General features: G+C 57.7%; 22 protein-coding genes. 3 read left to right on the top strand and 19 right to left on the bottom strand.

What is annotated here, in order from left to right; all coding sequences use genetic code 11:
• Positions 1–127: 127 nt before the first annotated feature.
• From OK438_04490 to OK438_04445, 10 genes are all read right to left on the bottom strand, one after another.
• Positions 128–757, bottom strand: a complete 630-nt coding sequence (locus tag OK438_04490) for an RlmE family RNA methyltransferase (protein MDA4124694.1) — start codon at positions 755–757, stop codon at positions 128–130.
• Positions 754–1,164, bottom strand: coding sequence for a cytidine deaminase (locus tag OK438_04485; protein MDA4124693.1), 411 nt, complete (start codon positions 1,162–1,164; stop codon positions 754–756). The genes OK438_04490 and OK438_04485 overlap by 4 nt, the downstream gene beginning before the upstream one ends.
• A 6-nt stretch (positions 1,165–1,170) precedes the next feature.
• The gene (locus OK438_04480) at positions 1,171–1,689 is read right to left on the bottom strand and encodes a transcriptional regulator (protein ID MDA4124692.1); all 519 of its coding nucleotides are present in this window, start codon (positions 1,687–1,689) and stop codon (positions 1,171–1,173) included.
• Complete coding sequence (locus OK438_04475; protein ID MDA4124691.1) at positions 1,686–2,633, bottom strand: transcription factor IIB; 948 nt, start codon at positions 2,631–2,633, stop codon at positions 1,686–1,688. Before OK438_04475 ends, OK438_04480 begins: the two co-directional genes overlap by 4 nt.
• Before the next feature lie 5 nt (positions 2,634–2,638).
• Positions 2,639–2,809 (bottom strand): hypothetical protein, encoded by a 171-nt coding sequence (locus OK438_04470; protein ID MDA4124690.1) that lies wholly within the window; start codon positions 2,807–2,809, stop codon positions 2,639–2,641.
• Between the two features lie 78 nt (positions 2,810–2,887).
• Positions 2,888–3,235, bottom strand: a complete 348-nt coding sequence (locus OK438_04465; protein ID MDA4124689.1) for a signal recognition particle protein Srp19 — start codon at positions 3,233–3,235, stop codon at positions 2,888–2,890.
• Complete coding sequence (locus OK438_04460; protein ID MDA4124688.1) at positions 3,232–3,618, bottom strand: 30S ribosomal protein S8e; 387 nt, start codon at positions 3,616–3,618, stop codon at positions 3,232–3,234. The genes OK438_04465 and OK438_04460 overlap by 4 nt, the downstream gene beginning before the upstream one ends.
• Positions 3,619–3,673: 55 nt before the next feature.
• Positions 3,674–4,213 carry an SMC-Scp complex subunit ScpB gene (locus OK438_04455; protein ID MDA4124687.1) on the bottom strand — a complete coding sequence of 180 codons (540 nt, stop codon included), beginning with the start codon at positions 4,211–4,213 and terminating at the stop codon, positions 3,674–3,676.
• On the bottom strand, positions 4,206–4,865 hold the full coding sequence (locus OK438_04450; protein MDA4124686.1) for a hypothetical protein: 660 nt from the start codon (positions 4,863–4,865) through the stop codon (positions 4,206–4,208). The genes OK438_04455 and OK438_04450 overlap by 8 nt, the downstream gene beginning before the upstream one ends.
• Positions 4,858–8,418, bottom strand: a complete 3,561-nt coding sequence (locus tag OK438_04445) for a chromosome segregation protein SMC (protein ID MDA4124685.1) — start codon at positions 8,416–8,418, stop codon at positions 4,858–4,860. Before OK438_04445 ends, OK438_04450 begins: the two co-directional genes overlap by 8 nt.
• A gap of 71 nt (positions 8,419–8,489) precedes the next feature.
• Between OK438_04445 and OK438_04440 the strand changes: the two genes are divergently transcribed.
• Complete coding sequence (locus tag OK438_04440) at positions 8,490–9,536, top strand: Xaa-Pro peptidase family protein (protein MDA4124684.1); 1,047 nt, start codon at positions 8,490–8,492, stop codon at positions 9,534–9,536.
• Here OK438_04440 and OK438_04435 read toward each other — a convergent pair.
• Together OK438_04435 and OK438_04430 are read right to left on the bottom strand one after the other, a co-directional pair.
• Positions 9,533–10,546: a hypothetical protein gene (locus tag OK438_04435; GenBank protein MDA4124683.1), complete on the bottom strand. Its 1,014-nt coding sequence runs from the start codon at positions 10,544–10,546 to the stop codon at positions 9,533–9,535. The two genes, OK438_04440 and OK438_04435, sit on opposite strands and share 4 nt — an antisense overlap.
• Positions 10,470–11,261, bottom strand: a complete 792-nt coding sequence (locus OK438_04430) for a hypothetical protein (GenBank protein ID MDA4124682.1) — start codon at positions 11,259–11,261, stop codon at positions 10,470–10,472. Before OK438_04430 ends, OK438_04435 begins: the two co-directional genes overlap by 77 nt.
• Positions 11,262–11,434: 173 nt before the next feature.
• On the opposite strand from OK438_04430, the gene OK438_04425 reads away from it, so the two are divergent.
• Positions 11,435–12,466, top strand: coding sequence for a DUF1404 family protein (locus OK438_04425; GenBank protein ID MDA4124681.1), 1,032 nt, complete (start codon positions 11,435–11,437; stop codon positions 12,464–12,466).
• A 28-nt stretch (positions 12,467–12,494) separates the two neighbouring features.
• Here the strand turns inward: OK438_04425 and OK438_04420 are convergent, their stop codons facing one another.
• On the bottom strand, positions 12,495–13,178 hold the full coding sequence (locus tag OK438_04420; GenBank protein ID MDA4124680.1) for a rhomboid family intramembrane serine protease: 684 nt from the start codon (positions 13,176–13,178) through the stop codon (positions 12,495–12,497).
• A 255-nt stretch (positions 13,179–13,433) separates the two neighbouring features.
• Here OK438_04420 and OK438_04415 point away from each other — a divergent pair, with 255 nt between their 5' ends.
• The gene (locus OK438_04415; protein MDA4124679.1) at positions 13,434–14,006 is read left to right on the top strand and encodes a hypothetical protein; all 573 of its coding nucleotides are present in this window, start codon (positions 13,434–13,436) and stop codon (positions 14,004–14,006) included.
• Between the two features lie 388 nt (positions 14,007–14,394).
• Here OK438_04415 and OK438_04410 read toward each other — a convergent pair whose 3' ends face one another.
• The 6 genes from OK438_04410 to OK438_04385 all read right to left on the bottom strand — a co-directional run bounded on the left by OK438_04410 (position 14,395) and on the right by OK438_04385 (position 18,300).
• The gene (locus OK438_04410; GenBank protein ID MDA4124678.1) at positions 14,395–15,075 is read right to left on the bottom strand and encodes a hypothetical protein; all 681 of its coding nucleotides are present in this window, start codon (positions 15,073–15,075) and stop codon (positions 14,395–14,397) included.
• Between the two features lie 334 nt (positions 15,076–15,409).
• The gene (locus OK438_04405) at positions 15,410–15,820 is read right to left on the bottom strand and encodes a hypothetical protein (protein MDA4124677.1); all 411 of its coding nucleotides are present in this window, start codon (positions 15,818–15,820) and stop codon (positions 15,410–15,412) included.
• Between the two features lie 130 nt (positions 15,821–15,950).
• Positions 15,951–16,346, bottom strand: coding sequence for a hypothetical protein (locus tag OK438_04400; protein MDA4124676.1), 396 nt, complete (start codon positions 16,344–16,346; stop codon positions 15,951–15,953).
• A 29-nt stretch (positions 16,347–16,375) separates the two neighbouring features.
• Positions 16,376–16,984, bottom strand: coding sequence for a hypothetical protein (locus OK438_04395; GenBank protein MDA4124675.1), 609 nt, complete (start codon positions 16,982–16,984; stop codon positions 16,376–16,378).
• A gap of 18 nt (positions 16,985–17,002) precedes the next feature.
• Positions 17,003–17,341, bottom strand: coding sequence for a hypothetical protein (locus OK438_04390; GenBank protein ID MDA4124674.1), 339 nt, complete (start codon positions 17,339–17,341; stop codon positions 17,003–17,005).
• A gap of 290 nt (positions 17,342–17,631) precedes the next feature.
• A complete protein-coding gene (locus OK438_04385) occupies positions 17,632–18,300 on the bottom strand; it encodes a hypothetical protein (GenBank protein ID MDA4124673.1) in 669 nt (222 codons plus the stop codon).
• Positions 18,301–18,309: the final 9 nt, after the last annotated feature.

Genomic DNA, 18,309 nt, shown 5'->3' with positions numbered 1-18,309 from the left:
TTGGCGACTGTTCCCGAATCATCGGTCGTAGAAGCACTGGTGAAGGGCGGGTTCTCGAGCGCGAGGCAACCCTTCGAGAAGACTGGGATCAAGACAGATGCCCGGTACGAGGACGTGGTGGAAGCGGTCAGGGTCGCAGCGGGCTAGCCGACGTCAGGGCTCTTCCTTTCCACCCTTCGCAGTAGTAGTAGAGCTCTGAGCTTGCGCTCCTGCTCGCTGCAGGTTTCAGGGGGTGCACAGACTCGAAACACCGTTCGAATATGTGCCTAACCTCCGGAGACCTCTCCCCCTCGAAAAGCTTCAGGAACGCGTCCCTCCCAGGCTTAAGGATGGTTTCACAGAGCTTCAGCACGTGCAGCGTGAGGTCGACCTGGAGAGTCTGGTCGAGTTCCCAGACCCCTGAGACGGACGGAGCCAGGTCCGAGAGCACCGCGTCTGCCTTCCCCCCTAGGATGGATTCAAGCTTGGCGATGACGCCCTTGTCGAAGACGTCTCCCTGGATGTTCCTGAGGTTCTTCCGCTTGACGCGTATCTCGTGAAGGTCGACCCCGACTGCCAACCCCGTGGGCCCCACCATCTCACTGGCGACCTGCACCCATCCTCCAGGAGCGGCGCCAAAGTCCACCACCTTGTCCCCCTCGCGGATGAACCCGAACTTCTCGTTGGCCTCAATGAGCTTGAAGGCCGCACGGCTCTTGTATCCCTGCTCTTTGGCGAGCCGCCTGTAAAGGTCCTTCCTAGCCTCCTGGAGCCTCATCGCTTCGCTAGCTCTTCAGGGTAAAAGCGAGAGGGGAGGAGAGAGGCGGCTGTAGCGTCTTCGGAGAATCCGTCGATCCCACGTCTGATCACCTTCATCTTGGGATTGAACTCGACCATGACCTGCCTGCACGCGCCGCAGGGCCTCGTGAAGTCCTCCGACTTGCCTACGACCGCTATGGCGACGATGTCCCTGTGCCCCTCGGAGACAGCCTTGAAGATGGCGGTCCTCTCCGCGCAGCAGGACAGGCCGTAGGAGACGTTCTCAATGTTGGAGCCGCTGAATATCTTCCCTCCCGAGGTCAGTACGGCGGCCCCGATTTTCACCTTGGAGTATGGAGAATAGGCGCTGGCCCGGGCCTTGGTCGCGGCTTCCACTATCGATTCGAACTTCTCGCTGCGTGCCATGGGGGATTACCTTGCCGGAACTGGGTCAGCCTGAGGGGCTTGCATCTGAGCGACCCGCGCCTCCTCGATCACCCAGGGGCCTATCCAGGGACAGATGTAGGGGTTGATCTGTCCGTCGATGGAGCACTTCGACTCGAACTGGCACACGATGCATGGTGCCTTCTCGATGGAGGTCATGTCGGTGGGGAAGCGAAGGGGCGTGAGCTTGTAGGTCCACCTTCCCTCTTCGAGGACCTTCACGCGACCGATCAGTCCTCTCCTCTCGAGCCGGATCGCGAGCCTGGAGCCGTCTCGGCTGGTAAGCCCCAGCTCCTTCCAGATTTCGCTCTGGAGCACCCCTTCCCTTCCGCGCTCCACTACTAGCTTGTACACCCTCGAGGTCAGGTCGACGAGCTCTTCCTCAGTCCTCTCGACAGGGCGGGGCGCCTCCTCCTTCTTCTTTGCTCGGGCACCTTCCTTCTGGGCGCGAGGCTTCGGCGCCTTCGAAGGGCGAGAGCGCTTTGCGGCGGCCTTGTGTTTGGTCATTTCGCAGGCGCGAACTCCTGTCTGATGACGAAGTTGTCCAGGATCTCCCTGCACCTGTTTCTGACCGTGACCTCCGTCACTTCGGCGAACTCCGCGACCTCTCTCTGCGGGAGGTGCTCCCCTATCATGACCGAAGAGAGATAGACGTAGGCCGCAGCCAACCCCGCCGGAGCCTTGCCGCTGGAAATCTTCGAGTCGTTGGTCTTCCTCGAAAGGGTGAGGGCGAGGATTTCCACCCTCGGGTTGATCTTAGCCATGTTGATGAGCTTGGAAATGTACTTCTCGACTGACGGCGGAGGCACGTATTCCTTCTCCACCTCTTTCAGAACCAGCCTGAAGTACCGGGCCACGCTCCCCTTTTCCATGCCCGCTGCCCTCGCCACTTCCTTTAGGGTCCTCGAGACTCCGCACTTCCTGCACGCGAGATAGACCGTGGCTGCGGTCATGCCGAGGATGGACTTGCTCTTCGCCACCTTCATCCTCGCGGACGTCCTGTAGACCTGGGCGGCAGTTTCGGCCACGTTGTCAGGGAGGTTTAGGGCCTCACAGAGCTCTGATATCTTCGACAGCACGTTGGAGAGCCCCCGCTCTTCGCTGTTTATCGTCCTAGAGCGGCTCTGCCACTTCCGCATCTTCTCCACCGTGGCGCGCATCGCCGGGTCGAGGTATTTTCCGTGGGAGTCGCGCATGGTTCTGCTGATTTCGGTCGTCAGGCCCATATCGTGTAGGGAAAGGGTGGTGGGGGCGCCTACCCGGACCCTCTTGTTCTTCTCCTCGAGGTCCATGGCCTTCCATTCCGGGCCCCCGTCCGCCGGAGCGTAGGTCACGTAGCCGCAGGTCGGGCAGACCTGCTCGCCCTTCTCAGTGTCCCCGATCAGTCTGTTTCCGCAGACCGGGCAAGACGTCCTAAAAGCGTCATCTCCGCGGCTGTTCCAAAGGCTCATTCCGCTCACCTTTCGACGAAAACGGGGTCCCCCGTTTTCCCAAGCTTCGCGGTCACAACCGAGGCAGACGCATAGGGCGCCTTCACCGGTCCGATCAGCTCGCCCACTCTCCCCAGTTTCCTTCCCTTTTCGTCGTGGAGGTACGCACCGGGTCTGACTTCTTTGGAAAGGCGCACGATAAGTCGGCCGCTCTTGGCCTGATGAAGCAAAATACCGACCTGTAACAAGAAAATTTCACGGCCGTCTCCTTGCCTTTAAACCTTCGTGGCTCGTCCGGGTTTTTTCTGGCCCGACCGGCCGGAGGACTGTTTCTTCAGAGCCATGCCCCTTACGACCGAGAGTTCCCTTGCGACGCTCTGCACGGCCTTGCGCTTGGGGCCGGACTTCGTGACCGATACGTAGCCGGATTGCTTCGCCGGGGAATTGGGGTACTTCGCGGACTGGAGCAGGGGCTTCAGATTGAGCCTGCGGCAGGCCTCGGCGAGCTCGTCGAGGGTCGGAGCCCTGGTCGCTGAGCTAAGTGGGACGCGCCTCCCTTCTCTCCGCTTGAGCTCTGAATCGAAATAGTCCAGCCAGATAACGAGCCTTTCGTATTCCTTCATTTCTTGGTCGTCAGGACTGCGTTGACGACTCCATCATCGGTGGGACGCGAGGTCACGACCGCCTCTCCCGCATCGGTTTCGATGACTGCACCCTTGGTGATGACCCCCCGCCTTTCGTAGTCCCTGTTGGCCGGGCTCTTCTTGACCCGGAGGATCTTGGACTTGCCCGTCTTCCCCGACGAATCCGAGACGTTGGCGAATTCAGAAAAGGTCAGGCCGACGCTCACCCTCCCCCCTCTCCTCCTGCTCGGGCGCCCCGCAGTGGGGCCCACCAGCGGTTCGATGGCATAGCCGTCCCGTTCGTAGGCCCTTCTGCCTCTTGAAGGCCGGGACCTTCCGCCGGTGTTCTTTCGCTTCGTCAGGTTCTCAATCGGTCGAGTCAACCAGCTCTATTCCTTGAAAAGAGCGCCCACTTCCGCCTGGTGTTAAGCGTTGCCATCATTTCAGCGTCAAGTTTCTGGCTTCGAGCTGCCGCTTCAGGGTGGGGGTGTCGATGCTCAGTCCGAAGTACTCGGCGAACCTCCCCGTCGTCCGGTACGCCTTGCTCCGACCCTGTCTATCGCTAACTACGAACCCCACCTCTTCCAGCTCCTTCAGGTGCTGGTAGGCCGTGGAGCCCCGCTTGAGCACAAGTTCACTGGACATGATTGGCTGGAAGAAGGCGATGAAGGAGAGGGTCCTGAGTGCCGCCCGGGAGAGGAGGGGCCGCGTCGCGAACCTCCTAGCTACCTGGGTGTACTGCGCCTTGAGTTGCATCGCGAACCTGGAGCCGGGATACTCCACGACTTCGACGGCGGTCATGCTCGAATTGACCAGTTTGGCGATCTCCCTGACCATGGCGGCCGCCTTCCTCTCGGAAGAAGTACCGGCGACCTTCGCTATTTCGATGGAGCTGATGGGGCGTCCCGCGGAGTAGAGCGCGGCCTCCACCTTCGCTAGCATTTCCTTCGGAGGTTGGCCTTTCTGGGTCTCACTCAAGCTGGCCCACCGAGACGACAAGGGCGTCTTCGTCGGTTTCCTCCTGTTCGATGACGACCTCGCCGCTGTTGGCCGCGAAAAGAAGTAGGATGAAGACACGTGCGGCGCCGATGGGGTCTAGGCCTCTTGTCAGCTCGGAGAGCAGCACCTTGCCTGTGGCCCTTAGCCTTTCGACCAGTATCTTTCGGTACTCGGAAAGGATGGCCTGCAGAGCGATGACGTAGTCTTCTAGGTTGGGCGCGGGAAGCTCCGCCACTGATACCACGCTGGGCTCTCCCCCCTGCTCGTGGACGATGATGTCCTGCAGGATCCTGGTCAGCTCCTCGAAGAGCTCGTCGACGTTCGTGGAGTAGACTTCGTAGCGGAAGGGCATGACGATGATCTGGGGTGGCTCGGAGCCATCGAGGTACCTTTGCTGGGCTCTCAGCCTCTCGAAGAGGAACAGGGACTCCACTTTGAAATGGTATATGGTGGCCGAGGAGAGGGCCGCGGTCCCCGCTGCCCTCATGTCGATCAGCTCAGACTGGCTTATGGTGCGAAAGAAGAGGTCGAGAAGCTCGGTGAGATTGATCTCCCAGGGCTTTAGCTTGGCGCGGGAAGGGTCGATCAGCATGTTCAGGGGGGGCCTGGACAGGAAGCCTGACTCAGCCACGGTGCGGCACCTCGGCTGGTCTGTAGTGCATCACCCGCGAGATCCCGCTGGCCGAGTAGACACCGTAGGTCATGTCGCTCTCCGCGACGAAGGCGTCCCTCAGGGTTATGGCGATTATCTGCGCCTCGGAGGACCTCTCCTTGAAGAAGTGCGCGAGGCTGTTGGAGTTCACCGCGTCGAGGGCAGCGTCGATCTCGTCGAAGAGGTAGAATGGGTGGGACTGGACGGACTGCATCGCAAGTATCATGGAGACCCCCGTCACCGCCCGCTGCCCTCCGCTGTGTTGCGATGATTCCCGAAGGCCGTTGCCGAAGTCTGCGCGTAGGATCACACCCCCGGAGAAGACCTCGTCCGGGTTCTCCAGCTCCAGGGCCGAATCCCCTCCCGTGAGGCGCATGAAAATTTCGCTGAACCCGGTGCTGACCCTCTCGAAGGCGGACATGAAGACCTTCGTCTTCTCCCCTTCGACGCTTTCGAGGAATTTGATGATGGAGTTCCTCTCTCTCTCTAGCTCGTTGTGCCTGACCGAGAGGCTCTTGTAGTTCACGTACATCTCTGTGTACTGTCTGTCGGCGCTCCTATTGACGGAGCTTACCACCAGCTGATACTCGGATTCGAGCTCTGATAACAGCGATTCGCTTCCTTCGAAGGTCTCCAATTCCTGCGTGTAGCCGAGCATCCTCAGGCTCCCCAGCGCCTCCTCCAGCTTCTCGGTGACCGAGGAGACCTGGCTGGCGAGGGTGAACAGGTCCTTCTGGTTTCCTGCGACGGAGCGCGTGACCGTGTCTCTTTCCTCCTTGAGCTTCTTGGTCCGGGCGTCGAACTCGTCGAGCACCGGTTGGCTCCGCTTTGAAGAGTCGAGCAGCTTCTGGATCTGTGATTCGAGGAGGGCCTTCTGGTCTCTCAGCTCCCTTATGGTCCTGGGCGCCTCCCTCTGGACTAGCTTGAAGTTGCGGAGGTCCTCGGTCGCGTTCTCGAGGTCCATCTCGTTGTCCTCCAGCCCCCTCAGGAGCACGTTCTCCAGGTTCGCCTTCTCCCTGGAGAGGGTTAGGTTCAGGTCCTGGATCCTGTTCCTGACCGAGTCTATCTCAGAGGAGAGGGATTGCTTCGCGGCGTCGATTTCGGAGAGCATCTGGTCCAGGCCCAGCGCTTGGGTGTCGGCAAGAACCAGCTGGAGGGAAGCGACCCCCCTCGATATCGACTCCTTCCTCTGCGAGTTTAGCTTGAGTTTCGACTCCAGGCGTTCCACGACGCCCACCTGCTTTTGGTACTCGGAGCTCATGTTCCTGAATATGCTCCTGTACCTGTTGGCGATGCGGGTGACAGTGGTAGCCTCTGCCTTCAGGCTGGTCGCGGAGACGATCTTCTTGACGCGCTCCTTCATTATCGAGCGGGAGTCCGACTCGATAGTTTCCAGTTCCGACCTCCGCCTGTCTATCGCCCCCTTTAGGGCCCCCACTGCGTCTTCGACCTCGCTTATCCCTTCGATGTTCTCGAGGCCCTCCATCAGATTGACCAGGACCTCCTGGTAGCCGTAGGAGAAGGCCTTCCCGCCGGGCTCGAATGATTCGCCGTTTACCGTGACAGCCCTCACCCCCTCAGACGCGAGGATGTAGCCGATGGCTTCGGTGTCCACCAGCACGGAGTCGCCTGCGAGGAAGTTCACGAGGCCTGTGAACTCATCTTCGCATTTTATCACCGCCGAAAGGGGACCCATCACGCCGGCTGATTTGCCGATGTCGACCGCCTTTGCGTCCTCCACCTCGCTCAGCGGGATGACCGAGAACGCCTTCGCCTTCAGGGACTTCGCTGCCTTGATCAGCTGCGTCATGGACCGCAGGTCCTGGACTATGAACGCGCCCATCCACTTGCCCATCACCGCGTTCACTGCCTTCGAATAGGTATGGGGATACTTCATCAGCTGGCCCAGGCGCCCGACGTAGCCGGGGACACCCCCGTTGTCGCAGAACTCCTGAAGTTTGAGCTGGCCGCTCCGCTCTCCTGCGAGGCTCTCGGACATGTGGCGGAAGGCCTCCTCCCTGGAGACCTCTGCCCCCGCCTTCTCGAGGATCCTGGACGCGTTCTCGATCGACGAGACGAGCTTGTCCCGCGTCTTCTCGACGCCCGAGAGGTCCTCGTCAATCTTGCTGAGTTCCTTGGTGGAGCCGTCGTAGAGCCCGAAGAGCTTCGTCGTGTTCTCCTCCAGCTTGCTGAGCACTTCCGAGTAGCCGTCGACCCTGAGCTTGAGCTCGTCGAGCCTCTTCCTCTCGACGCCGAGGTTCGCGCTGGCCGCGTTTATGGCGAGGTCGGCCTGGCTCACCTTCGGGGTCAGGTCGGCAAGTCGGACCTGGACCCGGGCGGACTGCTTTCCTTTCCTTTCGATGGTCGAGCGGAGCTCCTCCCCTGCGTTGAAGAATTCTTTCAGTCGGGCGGCCGATTCGGCGTGGCGGGAGTCGAGCTTGGAAATCTCTGCGGTGAGCTGTCTGACGTTTGTGTTGGCTGCGTTGACTTCCTTCTGCTTCGCTGAAACAGTCTGTTTGAGTTGTGGGATGGTTTCAGCTTCCAGGTCGGCGACGTTCCTTTCAGCCGACTGAAGGTCAGCCTCCTGGGTCTCGAGCTCGTTCTTCACGTCCCGGAGCTCGTACTGCAGTTCCATCTGGCTTGCACCTCCTCCCTGTATGATATCGACGATGAACCGGTTCTTCTCGCTCTCCACTTCTCCCACTTTGTTCTCGAGGACTGCCAAGCGGGCAGACAGGTCGGTGATCCTTCCGGCGAACTCCTGTTCCTGGGCCTTCAGTGCGGAGACTTTCTCCCTCAGCTCTCCAATCCTCCCCGATGTCCGCACCGCGGTCAGCCAGTTGATCTGGTCTTCAAGGAGCTTGTACCTCGCCAGGTCTGTCCTCTGGGAGTCCAGGCCTTCGAGGGTGCTCCGCATCTCCCCTATGCGAGCCATCGCGACCTCCAGCCTCTGGTCTGCCTGGCCCAGCTGCCTCTGGGCTTCGGCCTTCCTTTCGTCGAACTTCGAGATGCCGACCACGCTTTCAATGACCTTCCTCTTTTCCTCCGGACTGAGGTCCGCCAGCTTCGTCGCGGCGCCCTGGGCGACGATGTTGAAGCCTCCCGGGGAAAGGCCAGCCAGGTCGAGTATCTCGGTCAGGGTGGAGCGGGTCGTCTTCCGCCCGTTGACGTAGTAGGTGTTGTCGCCGTCGTCCTTCAGGTCCCTCGTAACAGTCACGAGATCAGAGTCGACTGGGACCTCACGGTCAGAATTGTCGAACTGAATGGTGACCCTGCATGAAGTGGGCTTCCCCTGCGAAGGCGCGTCTTCTTTCTTGGGGTCGAATATCACACCGGACAGCTTGCTGTTGCCTGAGCGCAGGGCCTTCGGGGAATTCTCTCCGAGCGCGAACGTGATTGCGTCTGCGATGTTGGATTTCCCGCTGCCGTTCGGCCCAGTGATTACTGTGAACCCTTTCTCGAAGTTTACGACCGCAGTTCGCGGGCCTGAGGACTTGAACCCTCTCATCTCTAGCCTGCGAATGTACGTCACTGTTCGGATTGCCCCGAACATGTGACACGTTTGAGAAGCAATATAAGCGCTTGGTTTGGGAAAGCGAGAACTTGACGGTTTACGCCCAAAGGCGCAAACGACTGCTCTCCCTGGCTCGAGGGAAGCAGGTTGTCGCCATGACGGGGGCCAACATCTTCTACCTGACTTCTTTCTGGGGCAGCGGGGCCGCAATAGTTCTCCCTGACAAAACGGTGGTCGTTACGAGCCCCCTGGAGGCCGACAGGGTCGCGGAGTTGGGGGAAGAGGTCGAGGTGGTCGTCGCGAAGAGGTGGAAGGACGACCCCCAGGTCCTCATGAGACAGCTTGAGAGGGGGGGCGCTGTGGTGGACGACGACCGGATGAATAGAAGGTCGCCCAGGTTCAAGGTCGAGCCCGCACTCTTCCTCGAGGCACGAAGGACCAAGGACGAGGTGGAGATTGAGAGGATAGAGACGGCGTCCAGGGGGCTGGATAGGGTGTTCGAGGCCTTGACCAGGGAGCTGAGGCCCGGACGGACAGAGTGGGAGGTAGCCGCCGAGGTCATGAAGGTGGCGACTGCCAACGAGCTTACCCCGTCGGGGTCCGACTCTGCCCTTAGCCCCGCCATAGTGGCATCTGGGGAAAACGGGGCGCTCCCGCACTCCGAGCTCACGGGGAGGAAGATCCGGAGGGGAGACTTCGTTGTCGCGGACATCTTCTTCAGGTACAAGGGTTACAATTCTGATGAGACCCGAACTTTCGCTGTTGGTTCCTCCACCCGAGAGATGAGGGCGCACTACGCAGCCGTCTTAGAGGCGCAGGAATCAGCGCTTGACCTGGTGCGAGTGGGTACGCCCTGCGGAGACGTTCATGAGGCCGCAGTCAGGGTTTTGAAAAGGCACGGGGTCGACAGGTACCTGAACCACAGCGTGGGACATGGTGTGGGCATCGACATCCACGAACTGCCATCAATCGCGAGGGGGAGCAAGGGCAGACTCCTCGCCAACGACGTGGTGACCGACGAGCCTGGGGTCTACCTGCCTGGCAGATACGGGATTCGGATTGAAGATACGGTGAAAACGGGAAGCAAACCTATGGTCCTGACAAGGTTCACGAAGGAACTGCTGACCGTGGGCTAACCTTCCCTTAAGGGCTCGAGAACCCGCGCGGGATGAATCCCGACTTCCAGAACCTCGACCCGAGGTTTGAGGGGGGATGCTCTGAAGGCTTTCACGACCCGCGCGGCACGGCCTTCGGGGGTGAGCGCGTGGACGGCGTGCCCGATCATGTTCTGGCTCGCGTGACTTGCCCCAGCATCCTTCGCCATCCTCACCAGGCTAAGGACCTTGGGTGTCATCAGGCCGAGGTCCTCTGCGAACCTCTCCCCCTCGGTAGCAAGCCGCTCGAGGGTCGGTTCCGCCACGAACCTGCGCAGGGACGCGTCTCCGAGTCTGTTGATCGTCCTGGTCGTATCAGGTTTCGAGAGCGCGTCGCTCTTTCTGAACGGGGCGAGCGAGGCAGTCACAAGCCTCGTCCCTTCTGGCACATTGACGTTGAGGAACTTGGACACCCCGGGAGCACCCGCCTTGGTTATGGCCCCTGCTCCTGTCCCTTCGAAGGTGACCGAGACTGTGCCGAGGCCTGTCTGCTGGACGATGTCAGCGACGTGAGCGTGGTAGGCTATGTCTTTCGGGAGCAGCCTCAGTCCCAGGGCAGCCGCGACCGCGTATACCCCAGATATTGCAGCTGCTGCGCTCGCACCGAACCCGAAGCCGATGGGAATCTGCATCGACTGCTCTAGGACCAATCCACCACGGGGATGGCCATGCCCATCCAGGAGGAGTTCGACCGCCTTGCGCGTCGTTGTCGCCCTGTATGCGGGGTCGCCGTCCACGATGATCTCGGTTTGCTCTTGACTCCCAGGGATGAATTTGGCTCTGGTGACCACGCCCCTGGAAAGGACGTATCCACCCCCGGTGGCGCCCGCATTTCGGAAGTTCCCGTCCTTGGAAGGGTCGTAGTGGACGCTGAAGAAGTTGGTTATAGCTCCCGGGGCGAAGGCAGTGGCGATCCTACTTTGCAGCCTGTTTCGCCTGCAGCCTATTTCCAGCGATGGCGCCAGTGATCGGCGCGGCGATGAGAACGACAACTGCGGCGATTTCGAAATAGAGGGGAGAGAAACCAGTTACTGGGTTCGGGAACGAGAAGAGGAAGAGGACAGCACCCAGCACGATGAAAGTAGCCCCGAACGAAAGTGCAATCGCAGTCTGTCTTGGCTTTAGGCTGCTGGCCCACTGCGGCTCGTAGGAGAGTATGTTGGTTCGGCCGTAGAGTGGCCGTACAGCCCGGATGAGAATCGGGACTCCTAGAAGCACAGCAGGAATCGAGGTCGTGTTCCAGAAGACAACGAACCCGAGGACAAGCGAGGTCGGCAGTGCAAGGAACAGCACGACAGCGATGGCCGCAATGAAGTTGCCAAGGGTAACGAAAGAAATCGTAGCGGCCACGAAGCCTGTCCACGACCCGTACCTCTTCGCAAACCATCCGAGGAACAGTATTCCCACGAAGTTAGCTGGAACCCCTGCAACGAGGCTCAGCACTGGGGTTGTGGCTCCAAGCGGGACAAGGAAGACTACGTCCCCTATGAATGTGCCAATGCCCGCCCCGATGGCTGCGGGAAAAGTATCCGAGACGATGACAAAGAATGCCGGTAGGAATACTCCAATCAGTAGCTGACCGACATGCCAGGGAGTCGGTATTGGGGCGGTAATCGCCTTTCCAAGGACGTAGGAAACTGCGGTCACGACAATTACTGCAATTTTGGTCCCGAGGCTTGTGCCGGCATTGCCTGGCGAGGCTTTCATCTGGCGAAGTCAACGTGGTTTTTCTATATCAATATGGCCTCTATAGTTTACAAGTGCCTCTAGAGTCACCTACCGCGCCACGGGGCAATGTCTTCGAACCTCTCAAGTCACCAAGGCGTCCCTACCTCCGGCCATTTCCCAAATAAGTAGGGGAAAACCTGGGCCGGTTAGCGATGGTGACCAAGATCCGCTGGTCTCGTGTCAGGTCAGCCTCCCTGTTGGGCGTATTCCTGTTCATCTTTGCTGGTGGCTTCCCTCCGTTCGACGACGTGACCGAAATCGACCTGACCCTCCACATGCTACAACACGTTCTGATAGTTCTCGCAGGGGTCTTAGTCGCCTATCCGATTCTCAGAATGAGGATGAACGATGTCACGGAAAAGAGTTGGGAGCCGAAGGCGGGGCTGGCGGCAGCGTCCATGCTGATACTCTTCTGGCACTTCCCAGGGCCTTGGGATGCAGCAGTGCTCAACCCCATCGTCCACTTCGTTGAGCATGTTTCATTCCTGGCCGTCGGACTCCTCTCCGGCTCCGTGCTCCTGCGTCTTTCCGATTCTGCGAAGATCGGGGCGTTGTTGGCTGCCTTCTTCGGCCACATGGCCTACGCCGTAGCTCTCATTTCCCCTTGGAACATTCGGATCTACTCCCTCTATTCTCTCCCGGACCAGAATCTGTTGGGGTGGGTGCTACTCCTTACCGGGCCGACTCTCGTGTTGGGCATCGCCTACGTGATTGCGAGGAACCCGGGATGGTTGGGCTATTCAAGGACTGCCAAGCTAGAGACGAGGAGAGATACTTTCCTCAACAGGGCCAGGGTCCCGAAGTGGGTGACGCCGTCTCTCACAGTCGCCCTGATAGTCGTCCTCGTCGGTTACTTTGCGACCGCCGCGATCGCCGTGTCCGCCTCGAACCCTCAGATTGGATTAGGCTCCACCAGGGTGTACATCGAGGAGACCCCTGTGAACTGGCAGTACACCCCCCGGAATATCACGGTCGTTGCCGGGCTCAATAGTGTGGTTGTCTGGGTGAGCCACTCGATTTCCTACGACACGGTTACAGACAGGGGCGGTGCCTTCAGCTCAGGTCCCATCGCCCCCGGTCAGACCTTCGAATTCTCCTTCACCCAACCCGGCGTTTACCACTACTTCTGCATCTACCACCCATGGATGACCGGGACTGTCGTTGTACTTCCTGGGCCCGGATAGAAGGTGAAGAGCACGTTCGACGGTGAAGTCATTCGTACTCCCCTGGCCTGATGAAGGCCCTGGCGACTACCGCGAGGGCAAGGCCGAACGCGAAGCCCCCAATATGGGCCCCGTAGGCTACGCCCCCTTCCCCCCCTCCGTAGGAGAGAAGCAGCTGTAGGACGAACCAGAGCCCGATGAACCAGAACGCCCTGATGGGGACGATGAAGTACCCCAGCAGAGACAGGATCCTGGCTCTCGGAAAGTAGACGAAGTAGCCGGCAAGCACTCCCGAGATGGCGCCCGACGCTCCCACGCTCGGGATGAAGACGTCAGGTGGGCCGCTGGCAACGGAAATGAACACCTGGGTCAGGCCGCCCGCAATCCCACAGAGGAGGTAGAATCCCAGGTATTTCTTGTGCCCGAGGATGTCCTCCAGCCTACCCCCGAATACGAACAAGAACAGCATGTTGCCGCCTATGTGCCAAAGGCTCGCGTGAAGGAACATCGAGGTAAGAAGTGTCCCCAGATAGGCTGTCCCCACCCCCTGGACAGCGCCATAGACATAGAACGGGACAAGTCCAAGGCTCCCGAATAGGGTGGCGGTGGGGCGGAGAGCAAAGTCGCTCGTGACCAAGATTTCGATAAGAAAGATTGCCGCGTTGAGCCCAATCAGTCCCCAGTTGATGTACGGCCTCTTGCTCGGCCTGTTGAGGTCGTAGAGGGGGAGCAAAGCGTTCGCTTGTGATTCATCCTAGAACAGGTAATAGACTTTGGCAGACGTTTCCTAACGGCAGGGTCGGGGAATCACAGGCTGGCCCGGAGGGATTTGACCAGTTTAGCGTTCAAACCCGGTTCCGAATTTGGCATCAGTCGCAGTGGCCGATTCAACAACGTGCGTATGGCGTCGAACCGCATCAATAGTTGGAATCACAAGGCTGTTCTAGGGAGTAGGCGTAAATCAAAGTTGGGCTAAGCACTTGAAGGAATGAGTGACACTGATTCATCGGCGCCGGAGTTACCAAAGAAACGCAGAAGCTGGCGCTTCGTCGCGGTTGTAATGATAATTGGACTGGCACTTGTCGGTTTCCTTGCCTACGCCACCTATCAGAATGCTCAATGTGACCACCTCGTAGGCTGCGGGCCATTTCCGACCCTGTCGATCCAGGGTGGCAGGGCCCAGGTAGGGTCGTTAGGCCCCACAATCTGCCAGACGACCGAGTTCACAGCGGTCTGTCCGATCTACATCGTCGGAGAGACCTCTGGGGACGTGACGTTGAAAGCCACTTTTCAAGGAGTCAATCCGGGGACGTATGTAGGGGGCGCATACGTAGCCTTCTTGGTCTACTCCTCCGCAGCTCATTACGTGAACTTCACTTCAATTCCGGACTGTGCCTTCACTTCAGGGCCCAGCCTCGATGCCAGAGGGTGCAATGTTCCCTCCAACGGCTCCGTGGAGTTTCGGTTCAACTTCACTGTATCATCGAGCTATGCCGGATCAGGTCAAAGCTGGCCAGACAGCGTAACTGTGTATATGTGGCAGTCCTGTTGCTTCCCGTGATCGGCAACAATCCTTCTTGCATTGGTCATGCTCTATGCTGATGCTAACAATAGTGTGTGCGGGCCCGGAGGGGCCCGCCCCCAAACGGGTTCTGAAAGTGGATTTCAGGGCCCGCGAGGAGATTTGGCTGATATGAGACCTCCTCCCCCCGCGAGATTGGGGTATGAGAAACAAGGCTCAAGGATGTCCCGGGCGAGACTAGGGTATGGGATACCGTGCTCAAGCGCCCCCGGGCGGGATTTCGACGAGGTGGCGCGATGCCCCTCTTCCCAGGTAACGAGTGCGACCCGACGGGAATATGTCCCTAGGTCATATTCCAATTCGACACCTCATCCATGACCGGCCGTTGAACGGTGATTACTGCTCAGCGGTCGTTTTACAAGAACTTCTATGCGTCGTCTGAGGTCTCCCATGCGATGGGGCGCCAGTTTGTCTCTCGATGTTGTGATGAGGAGTTGAATTTGAAATCAGACAAGTAGACGGTCCGACCCTCGTGAGGGTGGTTGACTATGTCGTAAGCATACGTGACGATTCGCAATAGATTCACCCCTTCTATGTTGGAAGGCCCGAGAGCGATGCCATCGCTAGCGGCGTCGTCTGCGTAAACCAAACACCGATCTTCTGCGCCAGGAGCCATCGCATGGCTCCATATCTTGAACGGCTCTTTTGCCCCCACAGCGTCTGGAGACTTCAATCCACCCCAGAACTGGTCCTCTGGCTTTGGGTAGGATTCTCGCCAGAAGGAAGCCTTCAAAGGGGTGATTTCAATGCGGACTTTGATGGCTAGGCCAGGACCCGAATTCTGAACGCCGATTACCTTGCCAGAATTCATGTCAAGTTCTCTGTGAAGATTGTCACCTGCCCCTCGGGTAAATACTAGGTGAAGACGTGGAACTCTCATTGCCGATCGATCCCTCTCGTCCAGGACTACGAGAGCGACGGTAACTCCGGCAAGCGCTAAGGTTGCGACGGCGGCCGCGAAAGAGACCGAATAGAATCCCACTGCGAGCGTCGCTGAAGCGACGACAGCAAACATCAAACCTATTGCGTACGTGGTTTTTACCCGCATGGGAAATCTTGACCATCCTACTGAAAGACTGTTCATAATCGTATCGGAGCAATGGATTCAGGCTTTCGGCTACAACCCAGCAATCACGGGTCTCTTTGGCCATCTTCCCCCAGTCGACAAGAAGCCCGTCCAGAAGAGCCACTGCCAGTTTGGGGCCGTTGTCATCGGGCAGCAAGTAGTCCATGTTCATTTCGAGGCTTTCATTGGCTGTGTCTCGGAGATACCCGAGTTCGCTCTCTATGACATCGTCTGGCGCCAAAGGGCCCAAGACCATCTCATGTGTGAGGACTGCCCCGGGCGAGATTGGGATGTGGGAAACGGAGTTCAAAGCTTCTTACTGACTTCGTTGGGAAGGCACCTCGGATGTCAATGTCAGATTTCCCGCCAATACAAATATGGCAAGAACTCCTATCGAGGAAAGAAAGAACAAGACAATCTGGATCAATCCGCCGATGTGGAATCCAGCGAGGAGGCCGCCAAGGATTGTTGAAATCATGCTTACAAGGCCTGCGTAGTACCAGTAATCTCGCTGGGCCATCACGGCGAAGGGGTTTCGTATGACGGCTTTGTCCACTTCCCTTGAGTGCTCTAGCATTCCGATTGCAATTGCGATGAACAGAGCTCCAAAAACGTCAGGACCGAGATAGAACGCATCAAGGCTTGGCTTGTATATGAGGAGCGCAAGGAAAAAAACAACCCCATAGATCACGACAATCACTAGACTGATCCAATCCCTGCCTTCCATTCGATGATAGGGTCTGACTGCCCTCCTAATTACCCTACTGTACCTGCGAGCCAGGGTAGCTTGCCATCACTCCCGGGCGAGAGTTGAGTACGGGAAACCGAATCGAAGACGTGCCTAAGCCTGTTGGCCCCTAGGATGAACTGGTCCTCCTTTTTCGTTTGACTAGGTAATTGTCGAGCCTCCGCTGTCCTATGTTGATTCGATAGGTGTGCTTCGGATAGAGATCGCCGGGCTTGAATTCATTCCGAGGGATAATGTAATGTCTCTTCCTATGGGCTTCGACGTTTGCCACAAAATGCACGAAATCAGCTTTGAGCCTCCTCCTCCGGAACTCTGAGGATGGCATGTCAGGAAGGCCATCATCCGTCGCCGAACCCTTGATCTCGATCTCCTCCTTCATACCACTTGGATAGATGAAAAGCCGGTCGAAGCCTGAACCTTTCTTCACACGCTTTGTCTTGATCTTTCTTCTCTTTGCCCATCCCTCGACGTAACGAACGGCTGCCCCTTCTGTCTTGTTTGGCATTCTAGGGAACGAACCTTCCAGCCAATATGCTAAAGGCCGCTGCTGTCGAGGAGATCGCCAACACCCCAACCACGCGGCGCCTTGTCAGGATACCCGGACATCATTACAGCGACTGGTTTTATCCAACCATAGTCAAGGTCATTCTCTACCAAGTGGTCGCGGAGTAATCTAGCGTAGTATTCTGCATCTCCAAGGGCGGCTTTCTCATCATTCTCTTTGGCTGATACGATGACGAAATTCTCGTCGCTTCGGAAAACCATGTCCGCTCTCCGAAATCTGCCCGTTTCACCTTTCTTCCGGGGGAACACGACCTCCAGCCCAGCCAGTTCCAGGTTCGGAACGTCGATCTTGGCCTTCTTCAATTTGGCATCCAGGAATTCAGGATGGGCCGCCAAGTAGGAAACGACCGCAGGTTCGCCCTGGGAAGTCCTGTTCCAGTCCCGATAGTGCTTCCAGACGCTTTTCCAAGGAACTTTGATCGTCAGGACCGGCCGGATCGACCTGTTGATCTTCAAAGACCTGGTCTGCTCCAGGGAGATGGTTCTTTTAAACTGAGGTTCGTTTCTCCCGTTCATTTCTCCTTCCGCTTCGTATTTGCCTGCGCCGGGCGAGATTGGAGACTCGGAAACGAGGCTCAAGGAAGGCACAACCTACTATTAGAGAGACGTTAGAATGATAAGAATCCAAAGGACAAGCCCAAACCAGCGCACAACGAAGATAGCCAAAGCGTAATTCTTAGCCACCTCCCGCTTAGCATCATCGTAATGTGCCCCCTCTATTCTCGAACTTCCAATCGCATAGATTGTGTCGTCAAGCATCCACACTATCAGTCCCAGGACGAGACTGTCCACGGCAAAACTAGTGTATTTTGCTACATTGGAGTTGTTGACGAAAACAAAGCCCAGGATGATCAGAACCGCACCTAGGTAAATGGCTAGCTTATACCAATGGTTTAGTTTGAAACTGCCGAGAACATCTATGGAAGCGTTAGCCATCTAGCGTAGAATGGCAAGGGTGCGAAGGGGTCTTGAACTTTGGCATTGACAGGCTGGGAGTGGTTGAGCGAGATTTGAGTATGGAAAACTGAGTAGCTTGTTGCAAACGGGTCCTGTTGGGTTCGCTTCTTCTTCTCTTCCACCAAATCTGTCGAGCTATCCGTCTTGTCCAAGTCTTCACCTCGTCTTATGAGCCTAAGCAGGGCTGGAAGGCAATAACTGACTGCTCCGATGACTAGGAAGGCTCCTTTGAAGTCGGTCCGTGCCCTCCTCGGGATTCGCCCTGGGCTTCAGGTAACCAATTGTCTCAGAGGAGCAAAGTACATCGGGTCTAGGTTGAGGTCGCTTATCACGTCGCTCAATCCTTGAGTCCCATAGAGACTGACAATCATGCAGAGAGTAAGCGATACCGGCTCATCCGCGAGGAGCGGCATACAGGGTACCGTCGATGGGAGTTTGATGAGGGCCTCCCCGAGTCCTCCCCCGTTCTCCGTATCAAAGAGTTGAACGTGATGGAAGTTGTGATTGGGTGAATCCAATGTCGGCGTCTCGAAACGGAATCCTATCCCGCTAGGTCGGTTCTCCATGCCCGCTTCGTCTTTGTAGGTGTACATCTCCACTCTGAACTCCGCGAACTTGTTTGGAAGGTCCGCTTTGATGCGCAAGACTGGTATGAACAAGGGATCGTCCTCCAATGGAGGAAGATGGACGAACTTGGTCTCTTCGGTCTCTATCTTGCTGTTAACTCGGTCCCTCAAGAGTAATTGTTTCATTTCGCCGGCGGTTAATGGGAACCTGAAGGCTTGTACTCGATCATGGAACTCCAAAGCCTTCTTGTTCTTCTCTCGTGGCCTACCCGATCCCGTTCGCCAGTAATCGCGGGACATCTTGTAGAGCTTGTTTACAATCTTGCTCATTGCATCGAAATCATGCTGTGCTGAATGTTCTTCTGCGTTCAATTGGTTCTT

It is taken from the genome of Nitrososphaerota archaeon (assembly GCA_027887005.1).
Taxonomy (GTDB): Archaea; Thermoproteota; Nitrososphaeria; order Nitrososphaerales; family Gagatemarchaeaceae; genus UBA183.
The sequence above is the reverse complement of the archived record's forward strand: the minus strand, read 5'-3'. Positions and strand labels throughout refer to the sequence as shown.